13 protein-coding genes and 1 tRNA gene are annotated in these 16,933 nt (G+C 47.3%); all 14 read left to right on the top strand.

Going from position 1 to position 16,933, the window contains the following annotated elements; genetic code table 11:
- A partial coding sequence (locus tag HMPREF2907_RS00225) for a DNA-directed RNA polymerase subunit beta (protein ID WP_472678710.1) occupies positions 1-1,153 on the top strand: 1,153 nt, incomplete at its 5' end.
- A gap of 165 nt (positions 1,154-1,318) precedes the next feature.
- On the top strand, positions 1,319-5,494 hold the full coding sequence (gene rpoC / locus HMPREF2907_RS00220) for a DNA-directed RNA polymerase subunit beta' (protein WP_070679066.1): 4,176 nt from the start codon (positions 1,319-1,321) through the stop codon (positions 5,492-5,494).
- A gap of 458 nt (positions 5,495-5,952) precedes the next feature.
- Positions 5,953-6,324 (top strand): 30S ribosomal protein S12, encoded by a 372-nt coding sequence (rpsL, locus tag HMPREF2907_RS00215; protein ID WP_002218431.1) that lies wholly within the window; start codon positions 5,953-5,955, stop codon positions 6,322-6,324.
- A 117-nt stretch (positions 6,325-6,441) separates the two neighbouring features.
- Entirely contained in the window at positions 6,442-6,912 is a 471-nt protein-coding gene (rpsG, locus tag HMPREF2907_RS00210; protein WP_003745196.1) for a 30S ribosomal protein S7, read from the top strand.
- A gap of 18 nt (positions 6,913-6,930) precedes the next feature.
- Entirely contained in the window at positions 6,931-9,036 is a 2,106-nt protein-coding gene (fusA, locus tag HMPREF2907_RS00205) for an elongation factor G (protein WP_003760496.1), read from the top strand.
- 93 nt (positions 9,037-9,129) lie between these two features.
- A complete protein-coding gene (gene tuf, locus HMPREF2907_RS00200) occupies positions 9,130-10,314 on the top strand; it encodes an elongation factor Tu (RefSeq protein WP_003742643.1) in 1,185 nt (394 codons plus the stop codon).
- A 6-nt stretch (positions 10,315-10,320) separates the two neighbouring features.
- Positions 10,321-10,396 (top strand) — tRNA-Trp (locus tag HMPREF2907_RS00195).
- Between the two features lie 119 nt (positions 10,397-10,515).
- Positions 10,516-10,788, top strand: coding sequence for a preprotein translocase subunit SecE (gene secE, locus HMPREF2907_RS00190; RefSeq protein ID WP_003779769.1), 273 nt, complete (start codon positions 10,516-10,518; stop codon positions 10,786-10,788).
- Between the two features lie 2 nt (positions 10,789-10,790).
- Complete coding sequence (gene nusG, locus HMPREF2907_RS00185; protein WP_003760509.1) at positions 10,791-11,324, top strand: transcription termination/antitermination protein NusG; 534 nt, start codon at positions 10,791-10,793, stop codon at positions 11,322-11,324.
- Between the two features lie 106 nt (positions 11,325-11,430).
- Positions 11,431-11,865, top strand: a complete 435-nt coding sequence (rplK, locus tag HMPREF2907_RS00180; RefSeq protein WP_002220151.1) for a 50S ribosomal protein L11 — start codon at positions 11,431-11,433, stop codon at positions 11,863-11,865.
- On the top strand, positions 11,865-12,560 hold the full coding sequence (gene rplA / locus HMPREF2907_RS00175; protein WP_003742647.1) for a 50S ribosomal protein L1: 696 nt from the start codon (positions 11,865-11,867) through the stop codon (positions 12,558-12,560). Before rplK ends, rplA begins: the two co-directional genes overlap by 1 nt.
- Positions 12,561-12,786: 226 nt before the next feature.
- A complete protein-coding gene (rplJ, locus tag HMPREF2907_RS00170) occupies positions 12,787-13,287 on the top strand; it encodes a 50S ribosomal protein L10 (protein WP_003760504.1) in 501 nt (166 codons plus the stop codon).
- Positions 13,288-13,344: 57 nt separating this feature from the next.
- Positions 13,345-13,716, top strand: coding sequence for a 50S ribosomal protein L7/L12 (rplL, locus tag HMPREF2907_RS00165; protein WP_003677916.1), 372 nt, complete (start codon positions 13,345-13,347; stop codon positions 13,714-13,716).
- 188 nt (positions 13,717-13,904) lie between these two features.
- A partial coding sequence (rpoB, locus tag HMPREF2907_RS00160; RefSeq protein ID WP_070679065.1) for a DNA-directed RNA polymerase subunit beta occupies positions 13,905-16,933 on the top strand: 3,029 nt, incomplete at its 3' end.

The following is a 16,933-nucleotide window of genomic DNA, read 5'->3' as shown; positions in this document are numbered from 1 at the left end:
AAAAGCCAACGGCGGTCCGATGAAGCTGGCTAAAGGCAGCGAAATTTCGACAGAATATCTGGCGGGTTTGCCTAGCAAACACGATTGGTTCGATATCCGTTTGGCTGATGAAGATTTGGCCAAACAATTAGAACTGATTAAATTGAGTCTGCAACAAAAACGCGAAGAAGCGGACGAATTGTACGAAATCAAAAAGAAAAAACTGACCCAAGGCGACGAGTTGCAACCAGGCGTACAAAAAATGGTGAAAGTCTTTATCGCCATCAAACGCCGTCTGCAAGCAGGTGACAAAATGGCGGGCCGCCACGGTAACAAAGGTGTGGTATCGCGCATTCTGCCTGTAGAAGACATGCCTTACATGGCGGACGGTCGTCCTGTGGACATCGTACTGAATCCGTTGGGCGTACCTTCCCGTATGAACATCGGTCAGATTTTGGAAGTTCACTTGGGTTGGGCGGCAAAAGGTATTGGCGAGCGTATCGACCGTATGCTGAAAGAGCAACGCAAAGCCAGCGAGCTACGCGAGTTCTTGAACAAACTCTACAACGGCAGCGGTAAGAAAGAAGATTTGGATGCCCTGACAGATGAAGAAATCATTGAACTGGCTTCCAATCTGCGTAAAGGCGCATCTTTCGCATCGCCGGTGTTTGACGGTGCGAAAGAATCCGAAATCCGCGAAATGCTGAATTTGGCTTATCCGAGCGATGATCCTGAAGTCGAAAAACTGGGCTTTAACGACAGCAAAACCCAAATCACGCTGTATGACGGACGCTCTGGCGAACCGTTTGACCGCAAGGTAACAGTAGGTGTGATGCACTATCTGAAGCTGCACCACTTGGTTGACGAAAAAATGCACGCGCGTTCTACCGGTCCGTATAGTTTGGTTACTCAACAGCCTCTGGGCGGTAAAGCTCAGTTTGGTGGCCAACGTTTTGGTGAGATGGAGGTTTGGGCGCTGGAAGCATACGGCGCAGCCTATACCCTGCAAGAGATGTTGACCGTGAAGTCCGACGACGTAACAGGCCGTACCAAAATGTACGAGAACATTGTCAAAGGCGAACACAAAATCGATGCCGGTATGCCTGAGTCCTTCAACGTATTGGTTAAAGAGATTCGCTCACTGGGCTTGGATATCGATTTGGAACGTTACTAAACAGAAGTTTTCAGACGGCCTCTCTAGGCCGTCTGAAAAAGCGGTTGCAGAATAAGAATGAATTAATCGAAATCTGAAAATATCAGGTCGTCTGAAACCGCAACGTACCGTTTCCAATATCGAAAATCCGCCACGCGGTAAAAATACTTCCTTCAAGGAGCAAAAATGAATTTGTTGAACTTATTTAATCCGTTGCAAACTGCCGGCATGGAAGAAGAGTTTGATGCCATCAAAATCGGCATTGCTTCTCCCGAAACCATCCGTTCATGGTCTTACGGCGAAGTTAAAAAGCCTGAAACCATCAACTATCGTACGTTCAAACCTGAGCGTGACGGTCTGTTCTGCGCCAAAATCTTTGGTCCGGTCAAAGACTACGAGTGCTTGTGCGGAAAATATAAACGCTTGAAATTTAAAGGTGTAACCTGTGAAAAATGTGGCGTGGAAGTAACTTTGTCCAAAGTGCGCCGCGAACGCATGGGTCATATCGAATTGGCCGCGCCTGTGGCACACATTTGGTTCTTGAAATCCCTGCCTTCTCGTTTGGGTATGGTGTTGGACATGACTTTGCGCGACATCGAGCGCGTATTGTACTTTGAAGCATTTGTTGTGACCGACCCCGGCATGACTCCGCTGCAACGCCGTCAATTGCTGACTGAAGATGACTACTACAACAAACTGGACGAATACGGCGACGATTTCGATGCCAAAATGGGTGCGGAAGGTATCCGCGAATTGTTGCGCACCTTGGATGTAGCAGGCGAAATCGAAATCCTGCGCCAAGAGCTTGAGTCGACCGGTTCTGATACCAAAATTAAAAAAATCGCCAAACGCTTGAAAGTGTTGGAAGCCTTCCACCGTTCCGGTATGAAACTGGAGTGGATGATTATGGACGTGCTGCCGGTATTGCCGCCTGATTTGCGTCCTCTGGTTCCGTTGGACGGTGGTCGTTTTGCCACTTCCGATTTGAACGATTTGTACCGTCGCGTCATCAACCGTAACAACCGTCTGAAACGTCTGTTGGAGTTGCACGCTCCTGACATCATTGTTCGCAACGAAAAACGTATGTTGCAAGAAGCGGTTGACTCGCTGTTGGATAATGGCCGTCGCGGTAAAGCCATGACCGGTGCCAACAAACGTCCGCTGAAATCGTTGGCCGACATGATTAAAGGTAAGGGCGGTCGTTTCCGTCAAAACCTGCTGGGTAAACGTGTGGACTACTCCGGTCGTTCCGTGATTACTGTAGGTCCGTACCTGCGTCTGCACCAATGCGGTCTGCCGAAAAAAATGGCTTTGGAACTGTTCAAACCGTTCATTTTCCATAAACTGGAAAAACAAGGTCTGGCCTCTACCGTTAAAGCAGCGAAAAAATTGGTAGAACAAGAAGTACCAGAAGTATGGGACATCTTGGAAGAAGTCATCCGCGAACATCCGATTATGCTGAACCGTGCGCCGACCCTGCACCGTTTGGGTATTCAAGCGTTTGAACCCATCCTGATTGAAGGTAAAGCCATTCAGCTGCATCCGTTGGTATGTGCCGCGTTTAACGCCGACTTTGACGGTGACCAAATGGCGGTACACGTTCCATTGAGCTTGGAAGCGCAAATGGAAGCGCGCACCCTGATGCTGGCTTCAAACAACGTATTGTCTCCTGCCAACGGCGAACCGATTATCGTACCTTCCCAAGACATCGTATTGGGTCTGTACTACATGACCCGCGACCGCATCAATGCCAAAGGTGAGGGCAGTCTGTTTGCTGATGTGAAAGAAGTGCATCGTGCATACCATACCAAACAGGTTGAGCTGGGTACGAAAATTACCGTACGGCTGCGTGAATGGGTGAAAAACGAAGCCGGCGAATTCGAGCCAGTCGTTATCCGTTACGAAACGACTGTCGGTCGTGCATTGTTGAGCGAAATCCTGCCTAAAGGCCTGCCGTTCGAATACATCAACAAAGCGCTGAAGAAAAAAGAAATTTCCAAGCTGATTAACGCATCGTTCCGCCTATGCGGTTTGCGCGATACGGTTATCTTCGCCGACCACTTGATGTATACCGGTTTCGGATTCGCAGCCAAAGGCGGTATTTCCATTGCTGTTGACGACATGGAGATTCCGAAAGAAAAAGCGGCCTTGTTGGCTGAAGCCAATGCCGAGGTTAAAGAAATCGAAGACCAATACCGTCAAGGTTTGGTAACCAATGGCGAACGCTACAACAAAGTGGTGGATATTTGGGGTCGTGCCGGCGATAAAATTGCTAAAGCGATGATGGATAACTTGTCCAAACAAAAAGTTATCGATCGTGATGGCAACGAAGTCGATCAAGAGTCATTCAACTCCATCTATATGATGGCAGACTCTGGTGCTCGTGGTTCTGCGGCTCAGATTAAACAGTTGTCCGGTATGCGTGGTTTGATGGCAAAACCAGACGGCTCGATTATTGAAACGCCGATTACCTCAAACTTCCGCGAAGGTTTGACCGTATTGCAATACTTTATTGCGACCCACGGTGCGCGTAAGGGTTTGGCGGATACCGCATTGAAAACCGCGAACTCCGGTTACCTGACCCGTCGTCTGGTAGACGTAACTCAAGACTTGGTCGTTGTTGAAGACGATTGTGGTACTTCAGACGGCTTTGTCATGAAGGCAGTCGTACAAGGTGGTGATGTGATTGAAGCATTGCGCGATCGTATTTTGGGTCGTGTTACCGCGTCTGACGTTGTCGATCCGTCAAGTGGCGAGACCTTGGTTGAAGCCGGTACGTTGTTGACTGAAAAACTGGTGGATATGATTGACCAATCCGGTGTCGATGAAGTCAAAGTCCGTACCCCAATTACTTGTAAAACCCGCCATGGCTTGTGTGCACACTGTTACGGTCGCGACTTGGCACGCGGCAAACTGGTTAATGCCGGTGAGGCAGTCGGCGTGATTGCCGCTCAGTCTATCGGTGAACCGGGTACTCAGTTGACCATGCGTACGTTCCACATCGGTGGTGCGGCATCCCGTGCGGCAGCAGCCAGCCAAGTTGAAGCCAAATCCAACGGTACCGCACGATTCAGCAGCCAAATGCGTTATGTTGCCAACAACAAAGGCGAATTGGTTGTTATCGGCCGCTCTTGCGAAGTCGTTATCCATGATGACATCGGTCGTGAACGCGAACGCCACAAAGTGCCTTACGGTGCTATCTTGATGGTTCAAGATGGTGAAGCCATTAAAGCCGGTCAAACGTTGGCAACCTGGGATCCGCATACCCGTCCGATGATTACCGAACACGCAGGTTGGGTGAAATTCGAAAACGTGGAAGAGGGCGTAACCGTTGCCAAACAAACTGACGATGTAACCGGTTTGTCTACCTTGGTGGTTATCGACGGCAAGCGCCGCTCCGGCAGCGCATCCAAACTGCTGCGTCCTACTGTAAAACTGTTGGATGAAAACGGTCTGGAAATCTGCATTCCGGGTACCTCTACTCCGGTATCTATGGCATTCCCTGTGGGTGCAGTGATTACCGTGCGCGAAGGTCAGGAACTTGGTAAAGGCGACGTATTGGCGCGTATCCCGCAAGCCTCTTCCAAAACCCGCGATATTACCGGTGGTCTGCCGCGCGTTGCCGAGTTGTTTGAAGCACGTGTGCCGAAAGATGCAGGTATGTTGGCAGAAATCACCGGTACCGTTTCATTCGGTAAAGAGACTAAAGGCAAACAGCGTCTGATTATCACTGATGTAGACGGCGTAGCATACGAGACTTTGATTTCCAAAGAGAAACAAATTCTGGTACACGACGGTCAAGTGGTAAACCGCGGTGAAACCATCGTAGACGGAGCGGTTGATCCGCATGATATTCTGCGTCTGCAAGGTATCGAAGCACTGGCGCGTTATATCGTTCAAGAGGTGCAAGAGGTTTACCGTCTTCAAGGCGTGAAGATTTCCGATAAACACATCGAAGTCATCATCCGTCAGATGCTGCGCCGTGTGAATATTGTCGATTCAGGTGAAACCGAATTCATTACCGGTGAGCAAGTCGAACGCGGCGATGTAATGACAGCTAATGAAAAAGCTTTGGAAGAAGGCAAAGAACCGGCACGTTACGAAAACGTATTGTTGGGTATTACCAAAGCCTCTTTGTCAACCGACAGCTTCATTTCTGCCGCATCGTTCCAAGAAACGACCCGCGTTCTGACCGAAGCCGCCATTATGGGCAAACAAGACGAGTTGCGCGGTCTGAAAGAGAACGTAATCGTAGGTCGTCTGATTCCTGCCGGTACTGGTTTGACCTACCACCGCAGCCGTCGCCAGCAATGGCAGGAAGCGGAGCAAGAAGCTTCCGAAATCGAAGCAACAGATGAATAATCCGTAGGATGTTTGTTTGAAAGAAAACCGCAAGGCAATATCACTTGCGGTTTTCTTTTTCAGACGACCTGTGTGTATTATAGTGGATTAAACTTTAAACCAGTACGGCGTTGCCTCGCCTTACCGTACTATCTGTACTGTCTGCGGCTTCGTCGCCTTGTCCTGATTTAAATTTAATCCACTATATCAATGCCGTTGTGAAAAGTACGGTAGGAAGGGTGGCTCTAATGGAGTTGCGAACTGACTTATTTTTGATAAAGGTCGTCTGAAATAGGGAGTGCAGAGTTTGAGAACTCTTTATCCATTTCAGACGACCTCAGTTGCTAAATAGTTCTTAGTAAATACAAAATACCAACTTTTCTCTACCGTTTGCTTGACTAAACTCTTGCAATAAAAATATAATTCCACTCTTGCCGACATGGTGTCGGCAAGTATTTAACTCAACAGGACGAGAAAATATGCCAACTATCAACCAATTGGTACGCAAAGGCCGTCAAAAGCCCGTGTACGTAAACAAAGTGCCTGCACTGGAAGCTTGCCCGCAAAAACGCGGCGTATGCACCCGTGTATACACGACTACCCCTAAAAAACCTAACTCTGCATTGCGTAAAGTATGTAAAGTTCGCCTGACCAACGGTTTTGAAGTGATTTCATATATCGGCGGTGAAGGCCACAACCTGCAAGAGCACAGCGTCGTACTGATTCGCGGTGGTCGTGTAAAAGACTTGCCGGGTGTACGTTACCACACTGTACGCGGTTCTTTGGATACTGCAGGTGTTAAAGACCGTAAACAAGCCCGTTCTAAATACGGTGCTAAGCGTCCTAAATAATTACAGGGGCTTAAATAGGCACGTCGGCCGCCTAAGCTGAACAACGGCCGAGTAAGTGAATGCTCTTTTGGGTATTCATGGGAATTGACCCGACTGAATAGATTAAAGGAAATTAAAATGCCAAGACGTAGAGAAGTCCCCAAGCGCGATGTGTTGCCTGATCCTAAATTCGGCAGCGTCGAGCTGACTAAATTCATGAACGTATTGATGATTGACGGTAAAAAATCTGTTGCCGAACGTATCGTTTACGGTGCATTGGAGCAAATCGAGAAAAAAACCGGCAAAGCAGCAATCGAAGTATTCAACGAAGCCATTGCAAACGCCAAACCTATCGTGGAAGTGAAAAGCCGCCGTGTGGGTGGTGCAAACTACCAAGTTCCTGTTGAAGTTCGTCCTTCACGCCGTCTGGCTCTTGCAATGCGCTGGGTTCGCGATGCGGCCCGCAAACGTGGTGAGAAATCCATGGACCTGCGTTTGGCAGGCGAGTTGATTGATGCGTCCGAAGGTCGCGGCGGTGCGTTGAAAAAACGTGAAGAAGTACACCGCATGGCTGAAGCCAACAAAGCATTCTCTCACTTCCGTTTCTAATTTTGAAAGGCTAATAAAATGGCTCGTAAGACCCCGATCAGCCTGTACCGCAACATCGGTATTTCCGCCCATATTGACGCGGGTAAAACCACGACTACAGAACGTATTTTGTTCTATACCGGTTTGACCCACAAATTGGGCGAGGTGCATGATGGCGCGGCTACTACCGACTACATGGAACAAGAGCAAGAACGTGGTATTACCATTACCTCTGCTGCCGTTACTTCCTACTGGTCAGGTATGGCGAAACAATTCCCCGAACACCGTTTCAACATCATCGATACCCCGGGACACGTTGACTTTACCGTAGAGGTAGAGCGCTCTATGCGTGTATTGGATGGTGCGGTAATGGTTTACTGCGCGGTGGGTGGTGTACAACCGCAATCTGAAACCGTATGGCGTCAAGCCAACAAGTACCAAGTGCCACGCTTGGCGTTTGTAAATAAAATGGACCGTCAAGGTGCCAACTTCTTCCGCGTTGTCGAGCAAATGAAAACCCGTTTGCGCGCAAACCCAGTACCTATCGTAATCCCGGTTGGTGCAGAAGACAGTTTCACCGGTGTTGTTGACCTGCTGAAAATGAAATCCATCATCTGGAATGAAGCCGATAAAGGTACAACCTTTACCTATGGTGACATTCCTGCTGAATTGGTTGAAACTGCTGAAGAATGGCGTCAAAACATGATTGAAGCCGCAGCAGAAGCCAGCGAAGAATTGATGGACAAATACTTGGGCGGCGATGAGCTGACCGAGGAAGAAATCGTAGGCGCATTGCGTCAACGTACTTTGGCAGGCGAAATTCAGCCGATGTTGTGTGGTTCCGCATTTAAAAACAAAGGTGTTCAACGGATGTTGGACGCAGTTGTAGAATTGCTGCCTGCTCCTACCGATATTCCTCCGGTTCAAGGTGTTAACCCTAACACTGAAGAAGCCGACAGCCGCCAAGCCAGCGATGAAGAGAAATTCTCTGCATTAGCGTTCAAAATGTTGAACGACAAATACGTTGGTCAGCTGACTTTCATCCGCGTTTACTCCGGTGTCGTGAAATCCGGTGATACCGTATTGAACTCTGTAAAAGGCACTCGCGAACGTATCGGTCGTTTGGTACAAATGACTGCTGCAGACCGTACCGAAATCGAAGAAGTACGTGCAGGCGATATCGCGGCCGCTATCGGTCTGAAAGACGTTACTACCGGTGAAACCTTGTGTGCGGAAAGCGCGCCGATTATCTTGGAACGCATGGAATTCCCTGAGCCGGTAATCCATATTGCCGTTGAGCCGAAAACCAAGGCCGACCAAGAGAAAATGGGTATCGCCCTGAACCGTCTGGCTAAAGAAGACCCTTCTTTCCGTGTTCGTACGGACGAAGAATCTGGTCAAACCATTATTTCCGGTATGGGTGAGCTGCACTTGGAGATTATTGTTGACCGTATGAAACGCGAATTCGGCGTGGAAGCAAATATCGGTGCGCCTCAAGTGGCTTACCGCGAAACCATCCGCAAAGAAGTCGAAGCCGAATACAAACACGCCAAACAATCCGGTGGTAAAGGTCAATACGGTCACGTTGTGATCAAAATGGAACCTATGGAACCGGGTGGTGCAGGTTACGAATTTATCGACGAAATTAAAGGTGGTGTGATTCCTCGCGAATTCATTCCGTCTGTCGATAAAGGTATCCGCGATACCCTGCCTAACGGTATTGTTGCAGGCTACCCAGTAGTTGACGTACGCGTACGTTTGATCTTCGGTTCTTCACACGACGTCGACTCCTCTCAACTGGCCTTTGAATTGGCTGCTTCCCAAGCCTTCAAAGAAGGTATGCGTAAAGCCAATCCTGCTCTGCTTGAGCCAATCATGGCAGTTGAAGTGGAAACCCCTGAAGAATACATGGGTGACGTAATGGGCGACTTGAACCGTCGTCGCGGCGTCGTATTGGGTATGGATGATGACGGTATCGGCGGTAAAAAAGTCCGTGCCGAAGTACCACTGGCAGAAATGTTCGGTTATTCGACCGACCTGCGTTCTGCAACCCAAGGCCGCGCTACTTACTCTATGGAGTTCAAGAAATATTCTGAAGCTCCTGCCCACATAGCTGCTGCTGTAACTGAAGCCCGTAAAGGCTAATCAGGCAAATAGGTCGTCTGAAAGGCTGAAATGATTTTTTTCAGACGACCACCCCTGTTCTTTAATCGATCTTTAATGTAAAGGAATTAGCTCATGGCTAAGGAAAAATTTGAACGTAGCAAACCGCACGTAAACGTTGGCACCATCGGTCACGTTGACCATGGTAAAACCACCCTGACTGCTGCTTTGACTACTATTTTGGCTAAAAAATTCGGCGGTGCCGCAAAAGCTTACGACCAAATCGACAACGCTCCCGAAGAAAAAGCCCGCGGTATTACCATCAATACCTCACACGTAGAATACGAAACCGAAACCCGCCACTACGCACACGTAGACTGCCCGGGCCACGCCGACTACGTTAAAAACATGATTACCGGTGCTGCACAAATGGACGGCGCAATCTTGGTATGTTCTGCTGCCGACGGTCCTATGCCGCAAACCCGCGAACACATCCTGTTGGCCCGTCAAGTAGGCGTACCTTACATCATCGTGTTCATGAACAAATGCGATATGGTTGACGATGCCGAATTGTTGGAACTGGTTGAAATGGAAATCCGTGACTTGCTGTCAAGCTACGACTTCCCGGGCGACGACTGCCCGATCGTACAAGGTTCTGCACTGAAAGCCTTGGAAGGCGATGCCGCTTACGAAGAAAAAATCTTCGAACTGGCTGCCGCATTGGACAGCTACATCCCGACGCCCGAGCGTGCCGTGGACAAACCGTTCCTGTTGCCTATCGAAGACGTATTCTCCATCTCCGGTCGCGGTACCGTAGTAACCGGCCGTGTAGAGCGCGGTGTCATCCACGTTGGTGACGAGATCGAAATCGTAGGTCTGAAAGAAACCCAAAAAACCACTTGTACCGGTGTTGAAATGTTCCGCAAACTGCTGGACGAAGGTCAGGCAGGTGACAACGTAGGCGTATTGCTGCGCGGTACCAAACGCGAAGAAGTGGAACGCGGTCAAGTATTGGCTAAACCGGGTACCATCACTCCGCACACCAAATTCAAAGCGGAAGTGTACGTATTGAGCAAAGAAGAGGGTGGTCGTCATACTCCGTTCTTCGCCAACTACCGTCCTCAATTCTACTTCCGTACTACCGACGTAACCGGCGCGGTTACTTTGGAAGAAGGTGTAGAAATGGTTATGCCTGGTGAGAACGTAGCCATCACTGTAGAACTGATTGCGCCTATCGCTATGGAAGAAGGTCTGCGCTTTGCGATTCGCGAAGGTGGCCGTACCGTAGGTGCAGGTGTGGTTTCTTCTATCATCGCTTAAGTTTAGAGGCCAATAGCTCAATTGGTAGAGTATCGGTCTCCAAAACCGAGGGTTGGGGGTTCGAGACCCTCTTGGCCTGCCAAATAAAAAATTAACCGGCCCTGTGCCGGTTAATTTTTTTGCATTTCTTTTTTAGTAATTAATTTAAACCATTGCATGAGTGAGATAGTGCGACTTTGATGCTGTGGTGAGTGAGTAAAGATGACTGAACATACATCTGAACATAAAGCAGAAAAGTCGGGTCAGCTTGTAACATCCGGCAATCATTCTACGCCGCCTAAGCGAGAAGGGCTGCTTTCCTATTTTAAAAATTCATGGTCTGAGTTTAAAAAAGTTGTTTGGCCTACGCGAGATGATGCAGTTAAGATGACCATCTTCGTTGTTATATTTGTAGCAATCTTGGCAGTATTTATTTACGCGGCAGACAGTGCTATTTCCTGGCTGTTTTTTGATGTGTTGTTGAAGAGGGGGTAAAAATGTCAAAACGTTGGTATGTTGTGCAGGCTTATTCCGGCTTTGAGAAAAATGTCCAGAAGACCCTAAAAGAGCGTATCGCTCGCGAAGGCATGGAAGGTTATTTCGGTCAGATTCTTGTTCCGGTTGAAGAAGTGGTCGATATTAAAAATGGTCGCAAAACCATTAGCGAGCGTAAGTTCTATCCGGGCTATGTTTTGGTCGAAATGGAAATGACCGATGACTCATGGCATTTGGTGAAAAGTACCCCTCGTGTTTCAGGCTTTATTGGTGGTACGGCAAATAAGCCTACTCCGATTTCTCAAAGAGAGGCTGATGCGATCTTGCAACAGGTTCGTTCTGGGGTTGAGAAGCCTAAACCTAAAGTTGAATTTGAAGTGGGGCAGCAAGTTCGTGTAAACGAAGGCCCTTTTGCTGACTTCAACGGTATTGTAGATGAAGTGAATTATGAGCGTAATAAATTGAGGGTTTCTGTTCAGATTTTTGGTCGTGAAACCCCGGTTGAGCTGGAGTTTGGTCAAGTAGAAAAGATTTAAGTTTTTAAATCCCTTGAAAAAAAATCTCTAAGTAAATATAATGCTGAATTCTTTTTTGGGAAGCGGAAATGGTTCCGCGCTATACCCGTTTTTAGGAGTCCTATAAGTGGCAAAGAAAATTATCGGCTATATCAAACTGCAAATTCCTGCAGGTAAAGCCAATCCATCTCCTCCAGTTGGTCCTGCTTTGGGTCAACGTGGTCTGAATATTATGGAATTCTGTAAAGCATTTAATGCTGCAACTCAAGGCATGGAGCCTGGTTTGCCGATTCCAGTTGTAATTACTGCATTTGCGGATAAGTCATTCACTTTTGTGATGAAAACTCCTCCGGCCTCTATTCTGTTGAAAAAAGCCGCCGGTTTGCAAAAAGGTAGTTCTAATCCTCTGACCAATAAAGTGGGTAAATTGACCCGTGCTCAGTTGGAAGAAATTGCTAAAACTAAAGAACCTGATTTGACTGCTGCTGATTTGGATGCCGCTGTTCGCACTATTGCTGGTTCTGCTCGTTCAATGGGTTTGGATGTGGAGGGTGTTGTATAATGGCTAAAGTATCTAAACGCTTGAAAGCTTTGCGCTCTTCTGTTGAAGCCAATAAATTATATGCAATTGATGAAGCAATTGCTTTGGTAAAAAAAGCAGCGACTGCTAAATTTGACGAGTCTGTTGACGTATCTTTCAACTTGGGTGTTGATCCGCGTAAATCTGACCAAGTTATCCGTGGTTCAGTTGTTCTGCCTAAAGGTACCGGTAAAACAACCCGCGTAGCAGTATTTACTCAAGGTGCAAATGCTGATGCAGCTAAAGAAGCTGGTGCTGATGTTGTCGGCTTTGAAGATTTGGCTGCTGAGATTAAAGCAGGTAATCTGAACTTTGACGTTGTTATTGCTTCTCCTGATGCAATGCGCATCGTTGGTCAATTGGGTACCATCTTGGGTCCACGCGGCTTGATGCCAAACCCTAAAGTAGGTACTGTTACTCCTAATGTGGCTGAAGCAGTTAAAAATGCAAAAGCAGGTCAAGTGCAATATCGTACAGACAAAGCTGGTATCGTTCATGCAACTATCGGTCGTGCTTCATTCGCTGAGGCTGATTTGAAAGAGAACTTTGATGCATTGCTGGATGCTATCGTTAAAGCTAAACCTGCTGCTGCTAAAGGTCAGTACCTGAAAAAAGTTGCTGTATCCAGCACTATGGGTTTAGGTGTTCGCGTTGATACATCAAGCGTGAATAACTAATCTAAGAAATTTTCAAGCAACTCAAAATAGAGTTGCTTGAATTTGGGCTACTTAGAATTAAGTAGATGTCCAAGACCGTAGGGATCGCAAGATTTAATCGTAACTGCCCTACGCAGACGGTAGTCCTGAAACACATTACAAGATTGCTTGTAAGATGTCTTTTTAGGTTACCGCGCTGGTGGGATATCATTCCGATATCCTGTTTATAAACAGTGGGAGGTAGACCTTGAGTCTCAATATTGAAACCAAGAAAGTAGCCGTAGAGGAAATCAGCGCAGCAATCGCTAACGCTCAGACTCTCGTGGTTGCTGAATATCGCGGTATCAGTGTTTCCAGTATGACTGAGCTTCGCGCTAATGCGCGTAAAGAAGGCGTTTACTTGCGCGTTCTGAAAAACACATTGGCTCGTCGTGCAGTAGAGGGTACTTCATTCGCAGCTTTGGCTGATCAAATGGTTGGTCCATTGGTTTATGCTGCTTCTGAAGATGCTGTTGCTGCTGCTAAAGTGTTGCACCAATTCGCGAAAAAAGATGACAAAATTGTAGTTAAAGCCGGTTCTTACAATGGTGAAGTGATGAATGCTGCTCAGGTTGCTGAGTTGGCTTCTATCCCGAGCCGCGAAGAGCTGTTGTCCAAACTGTTGTTCGTTATGCAAGCTCCCGTATCAGGCTTTGCGCGCGGTTTGGCTGCTTTGGCAGAGAAAAAAGCAGGCGAAGAAGCCGCTTAATCAATTTTGTTTCTGTTAATCAATTATTTTTTAATCAATATTTGGAGTATAAATAGCATGGCTATTACTAAAGAAGACATTTTGGAAGCAGTTGGTTCTTTGACCGTAATGGAATTGAACGACTTGGTTAAAGCTTTTGAAGAAAAATTCGGCGTTTCTGCTGCTGCTGTTGCAGTTGCAGGTCCTGCTGGTGCTGGTGCTGCTGCCGCTGAAGAAAAAACTGAATTTGACGTAGTATTGGCTTCTGCCGGTGACCAAAAAGTTGGCGTGATTAAAGTAGTCCGCGCAATTACTGGTCTGGGTCTGAAAGAAGCTAAAGACATCGTTGATGGTGCACCTAAAACTCTTAAAGAAGGTGTTTCTAAAGCTGAAGCTGAAGACATCCAAAAACAATTGGAAGAAGCCGGCGCTAAAGTCGAAATCAAATAATTTGATGCTTCCTGTAAAGGCTGGCAGTTTTCTGCCAGCCTTATTTTACTTATTGTTATTAGGTTGATTTGTTATTTACATTTATTTGCAATTTATTCGCAAGTTAAGTTTAAATAAATGTAAATAACACAAACAATAGGCGTTATTTCAGACGACCTCTTTCTTTAAAATTGCTTTTCGGAGTGTATATGAACTATTCGTTTACCGAGAAAAAACGTATCCGTAAGAGTTTCGCAAAACGAGAAAACGTATTGGACGTTCCCTTTTTGTTGGCAACACAAATTGATTCTTATGCGAAATTTCTGCAATTAGAAAATGCTTTTGATCAGCGTACTGACGATGGTCTGCAGGCTGCATTTAATTCTATTTTTCCTATAGTAAGCCACAATGGTTATGCGCGTCTGGAGTTTGTGCATTACACGTTGGGTGAGCCTTTGTTCGATATTCCTGAATGTCAATTGCGCGGAATCACTTATGCCGCCCCCCTGCGCGCGCGTATCCGACTGGTTATTTTAGACAAGGAAGCGTCTAAACCGACAGTCAAAGAAGTCCGTGAAAATGAAGTGTATATGGGCGAAATCCCATTGATGACTCCAAGTGGTTCGTTTGTCATTAATGGTACCGAACGTGTGATTGTTTCTCAGTTGCACCGTTCTCCCGGTGTGTTCTTTGAGCATGACCGCGGTAAAACTCATTCCTCCGGTAAATTGTTGTTCTCTGCTCGAATCATTCCTTACCGTGGTTCGTGGTTGGATTTCGAATTTGACCCGAAAGATTTGCTTTATTTCCGTATCGACCGTCGCCGCAAAATGCCGGTTACGATTTTGTTGAAGGCTTTGGGCTACAACAATGAACAGATCTTGGATATTTTCTATGATAAAGAAACGTTCTATCTGTCTGAAAATGGTGTCCAAACTGATTTGGTTATAGGTCGTCTGAAAGGTGAAACTGCCAAAGTTGATATCTTGGATAAAGAAGGCAACGTATTAGTTGCTAAAGGTAAACGCATTACCGCAAAAAATATCCGTGATATCAGCAATGCGGGATTGACTCGTTTGAATGTGGAGCCGGAAAGCCTGATTGGCAAAGCTTTGGCCGCGGATTTGATTGATCCTGAAACGGGTGAAGTATTGGCTGTAGCCAACGATGAAATCACTGAAGAGTTGTTGGCAAAATTTGATATCCATGGTGTAAAACAACTTACTACGCTTTACATTAATGAATTGGATCAGGGTGGCTATATTTCCAATACTTTGCGCACTGATGAGACTGCTGATCAGCAAGCAGCGCGTGTTGCGATTTACCGCATGATGCGCCCGGGCGAACCGCCTACCGAAGAGGCAGTCGAGCAGTTGTTTAACCGCTTGTTCTTCAGTGAAGACAGCTACGATTTGTCTCGCGTAGGCCGTATGAAATTCAATACGCGTACTTATGAACAAAAATTGTCTGAAGCACAACAACATTCTTGGTATGGCCGTTTGTTGAACGAAACCTTCGCAGGTGCTGCCGAAAAAGGCGGTTATGTCCTGAGCGTCGAAGATATTGTTGCTTCTATTGCTACTTTGGTTGAATTGCGTAACGGTCATGGCGAAGTGGACGATATTGACCACTTGGGCAACCGTCGTGTGCGTTCGGTAGGTGAGTTGACTGAAAACCAATTCCGCAGTGGTTTGGCTCGTGTGGAACGTGCCGTAAAAGAACGCTTGAATCAGGCAGAATCAGAAAACTTAATGCCACATGATTTGATTAATGCGAAACCTGTTTCTGCTGCCATCAAAGAATTCTTCGGCTCAAGCCAATTGAGTCAGTTTATGGACCAGACCAACCCCTTGTCTGAAGTAACCCATAAGCGCCGTGTATCTGCGTTGGGCCCGGGTGGTTTGACCCGTGAACGTGCCGGTTTCGAGGTGCGAGACGTGCATCCGACCCACTATGGCCGTGTATGTCCGATTGAAACACCTGAAGGTCCGAACATCGGTTTGATTAACTCATTGTCCGTTTATGCGCGTACCAATGATTATGGTTTCTTGGAAACTCCTTACCGCCGCGTTATCGACGGTAAAGTAACCGAGGAAATCGATTACTTGTCTGCCATCGAAGAAGGCCGTTATGTGATTGCACAGGCGAATGCTGATTTGGACAAAGACGGTAATTTGATTGGTGACCTGGTAACTTGTCGCGAAAAAGGCGAAACCATTATGGCAACGCCTGACCGTGTCCAATATATGGACGTGGCAACCGGTCAAGTGGTATCTGTAGCGGCATCCCTGATTCCGTTCTTGGAGCACGATGATGCGAACCGTGCATTGATGGGTGCCAACATGCAACGTCAGGCCGTACCGTGCCTGCGTCCTGAAAAACCGATGGTTGGTACCGGTATCGAACGTTCTGTTGCCGTTGACTCTGCTACTGCGATCGTTGCCCGTCGCGGCGGTGTGGTTGAGTATGTAGATGCCAACCGTGTTGTGATTCGTGTCCATGACGACGAAGCGACTGCCGGTGAAGTGGGTGTCGATATTTACAACTTGGTTAAATTCACCCGTTCCAACCAGTCTACCAATATCAATCAGCGTCCTGCCGTCAAAGCAGGCGACGTTTTGCAACGCGGCGATTTGATTGCTGACGGCGCATCCACCGATTTGGGCGAATTGGCTTTGGGTCAAAATATGACTATCGCCTTCATGCCGTGGAACGGTTATAACTATGAAGACTCGATTCTGATTTCCGAAAAAGTGGCTGCAGACGACCGCTATACTTCGATTCACATTGAGGAATTGAATGTCGTTGCCCGTGATACCAAGCTGGGTGCGGAAGATATCACCCGCGATATTCCGAACTTGTCCGAGCGTATGCAAAACCGTTTGGATGAATCCGGTATCGTTTACATCGGTGCGGAAGTGGAAGCAGGCGATGTATTGGTTGGTAAAGTAACGCCTAAAGGCGAAACCCAACTGACTCCGGAAGAAAAACTGTTGCGCGCCATCTTCGGCGAAAAAGCATCCGACGTAAAAGACACCTCTTTGCGTATGCCTACCGGCATGAGCGGTACGGTTATCGACGTTCAAGTCTTTACCCGCGAAGGTATCCAACGCGACAAACGTGCTCAATCCATTATCGATTCCGAGCTGAAACGTTACCGTCAAGACTTGGGCGACCAGTTGCGTATTTTTGATAACGACGCATTCGACCGTATTGAGCGTATGATCGTCGGCCAAAA

Origin of the sequence: Neisseria sp. HMSC055H02 (assembly GCF_001813335.1) — a bacterium.
Classification (GTDB): domain Bacteria; phylum Pseudomonadota; class Gammaproteobacteria; order Burkholderiales; family Neisseriaceae; genus Neisseria; species Neisseria sicca_C.
Note: the sequence above shows the minus strand (reverse complement) of the source record. Positions and strands in the feature narration are given on the sequence as shown.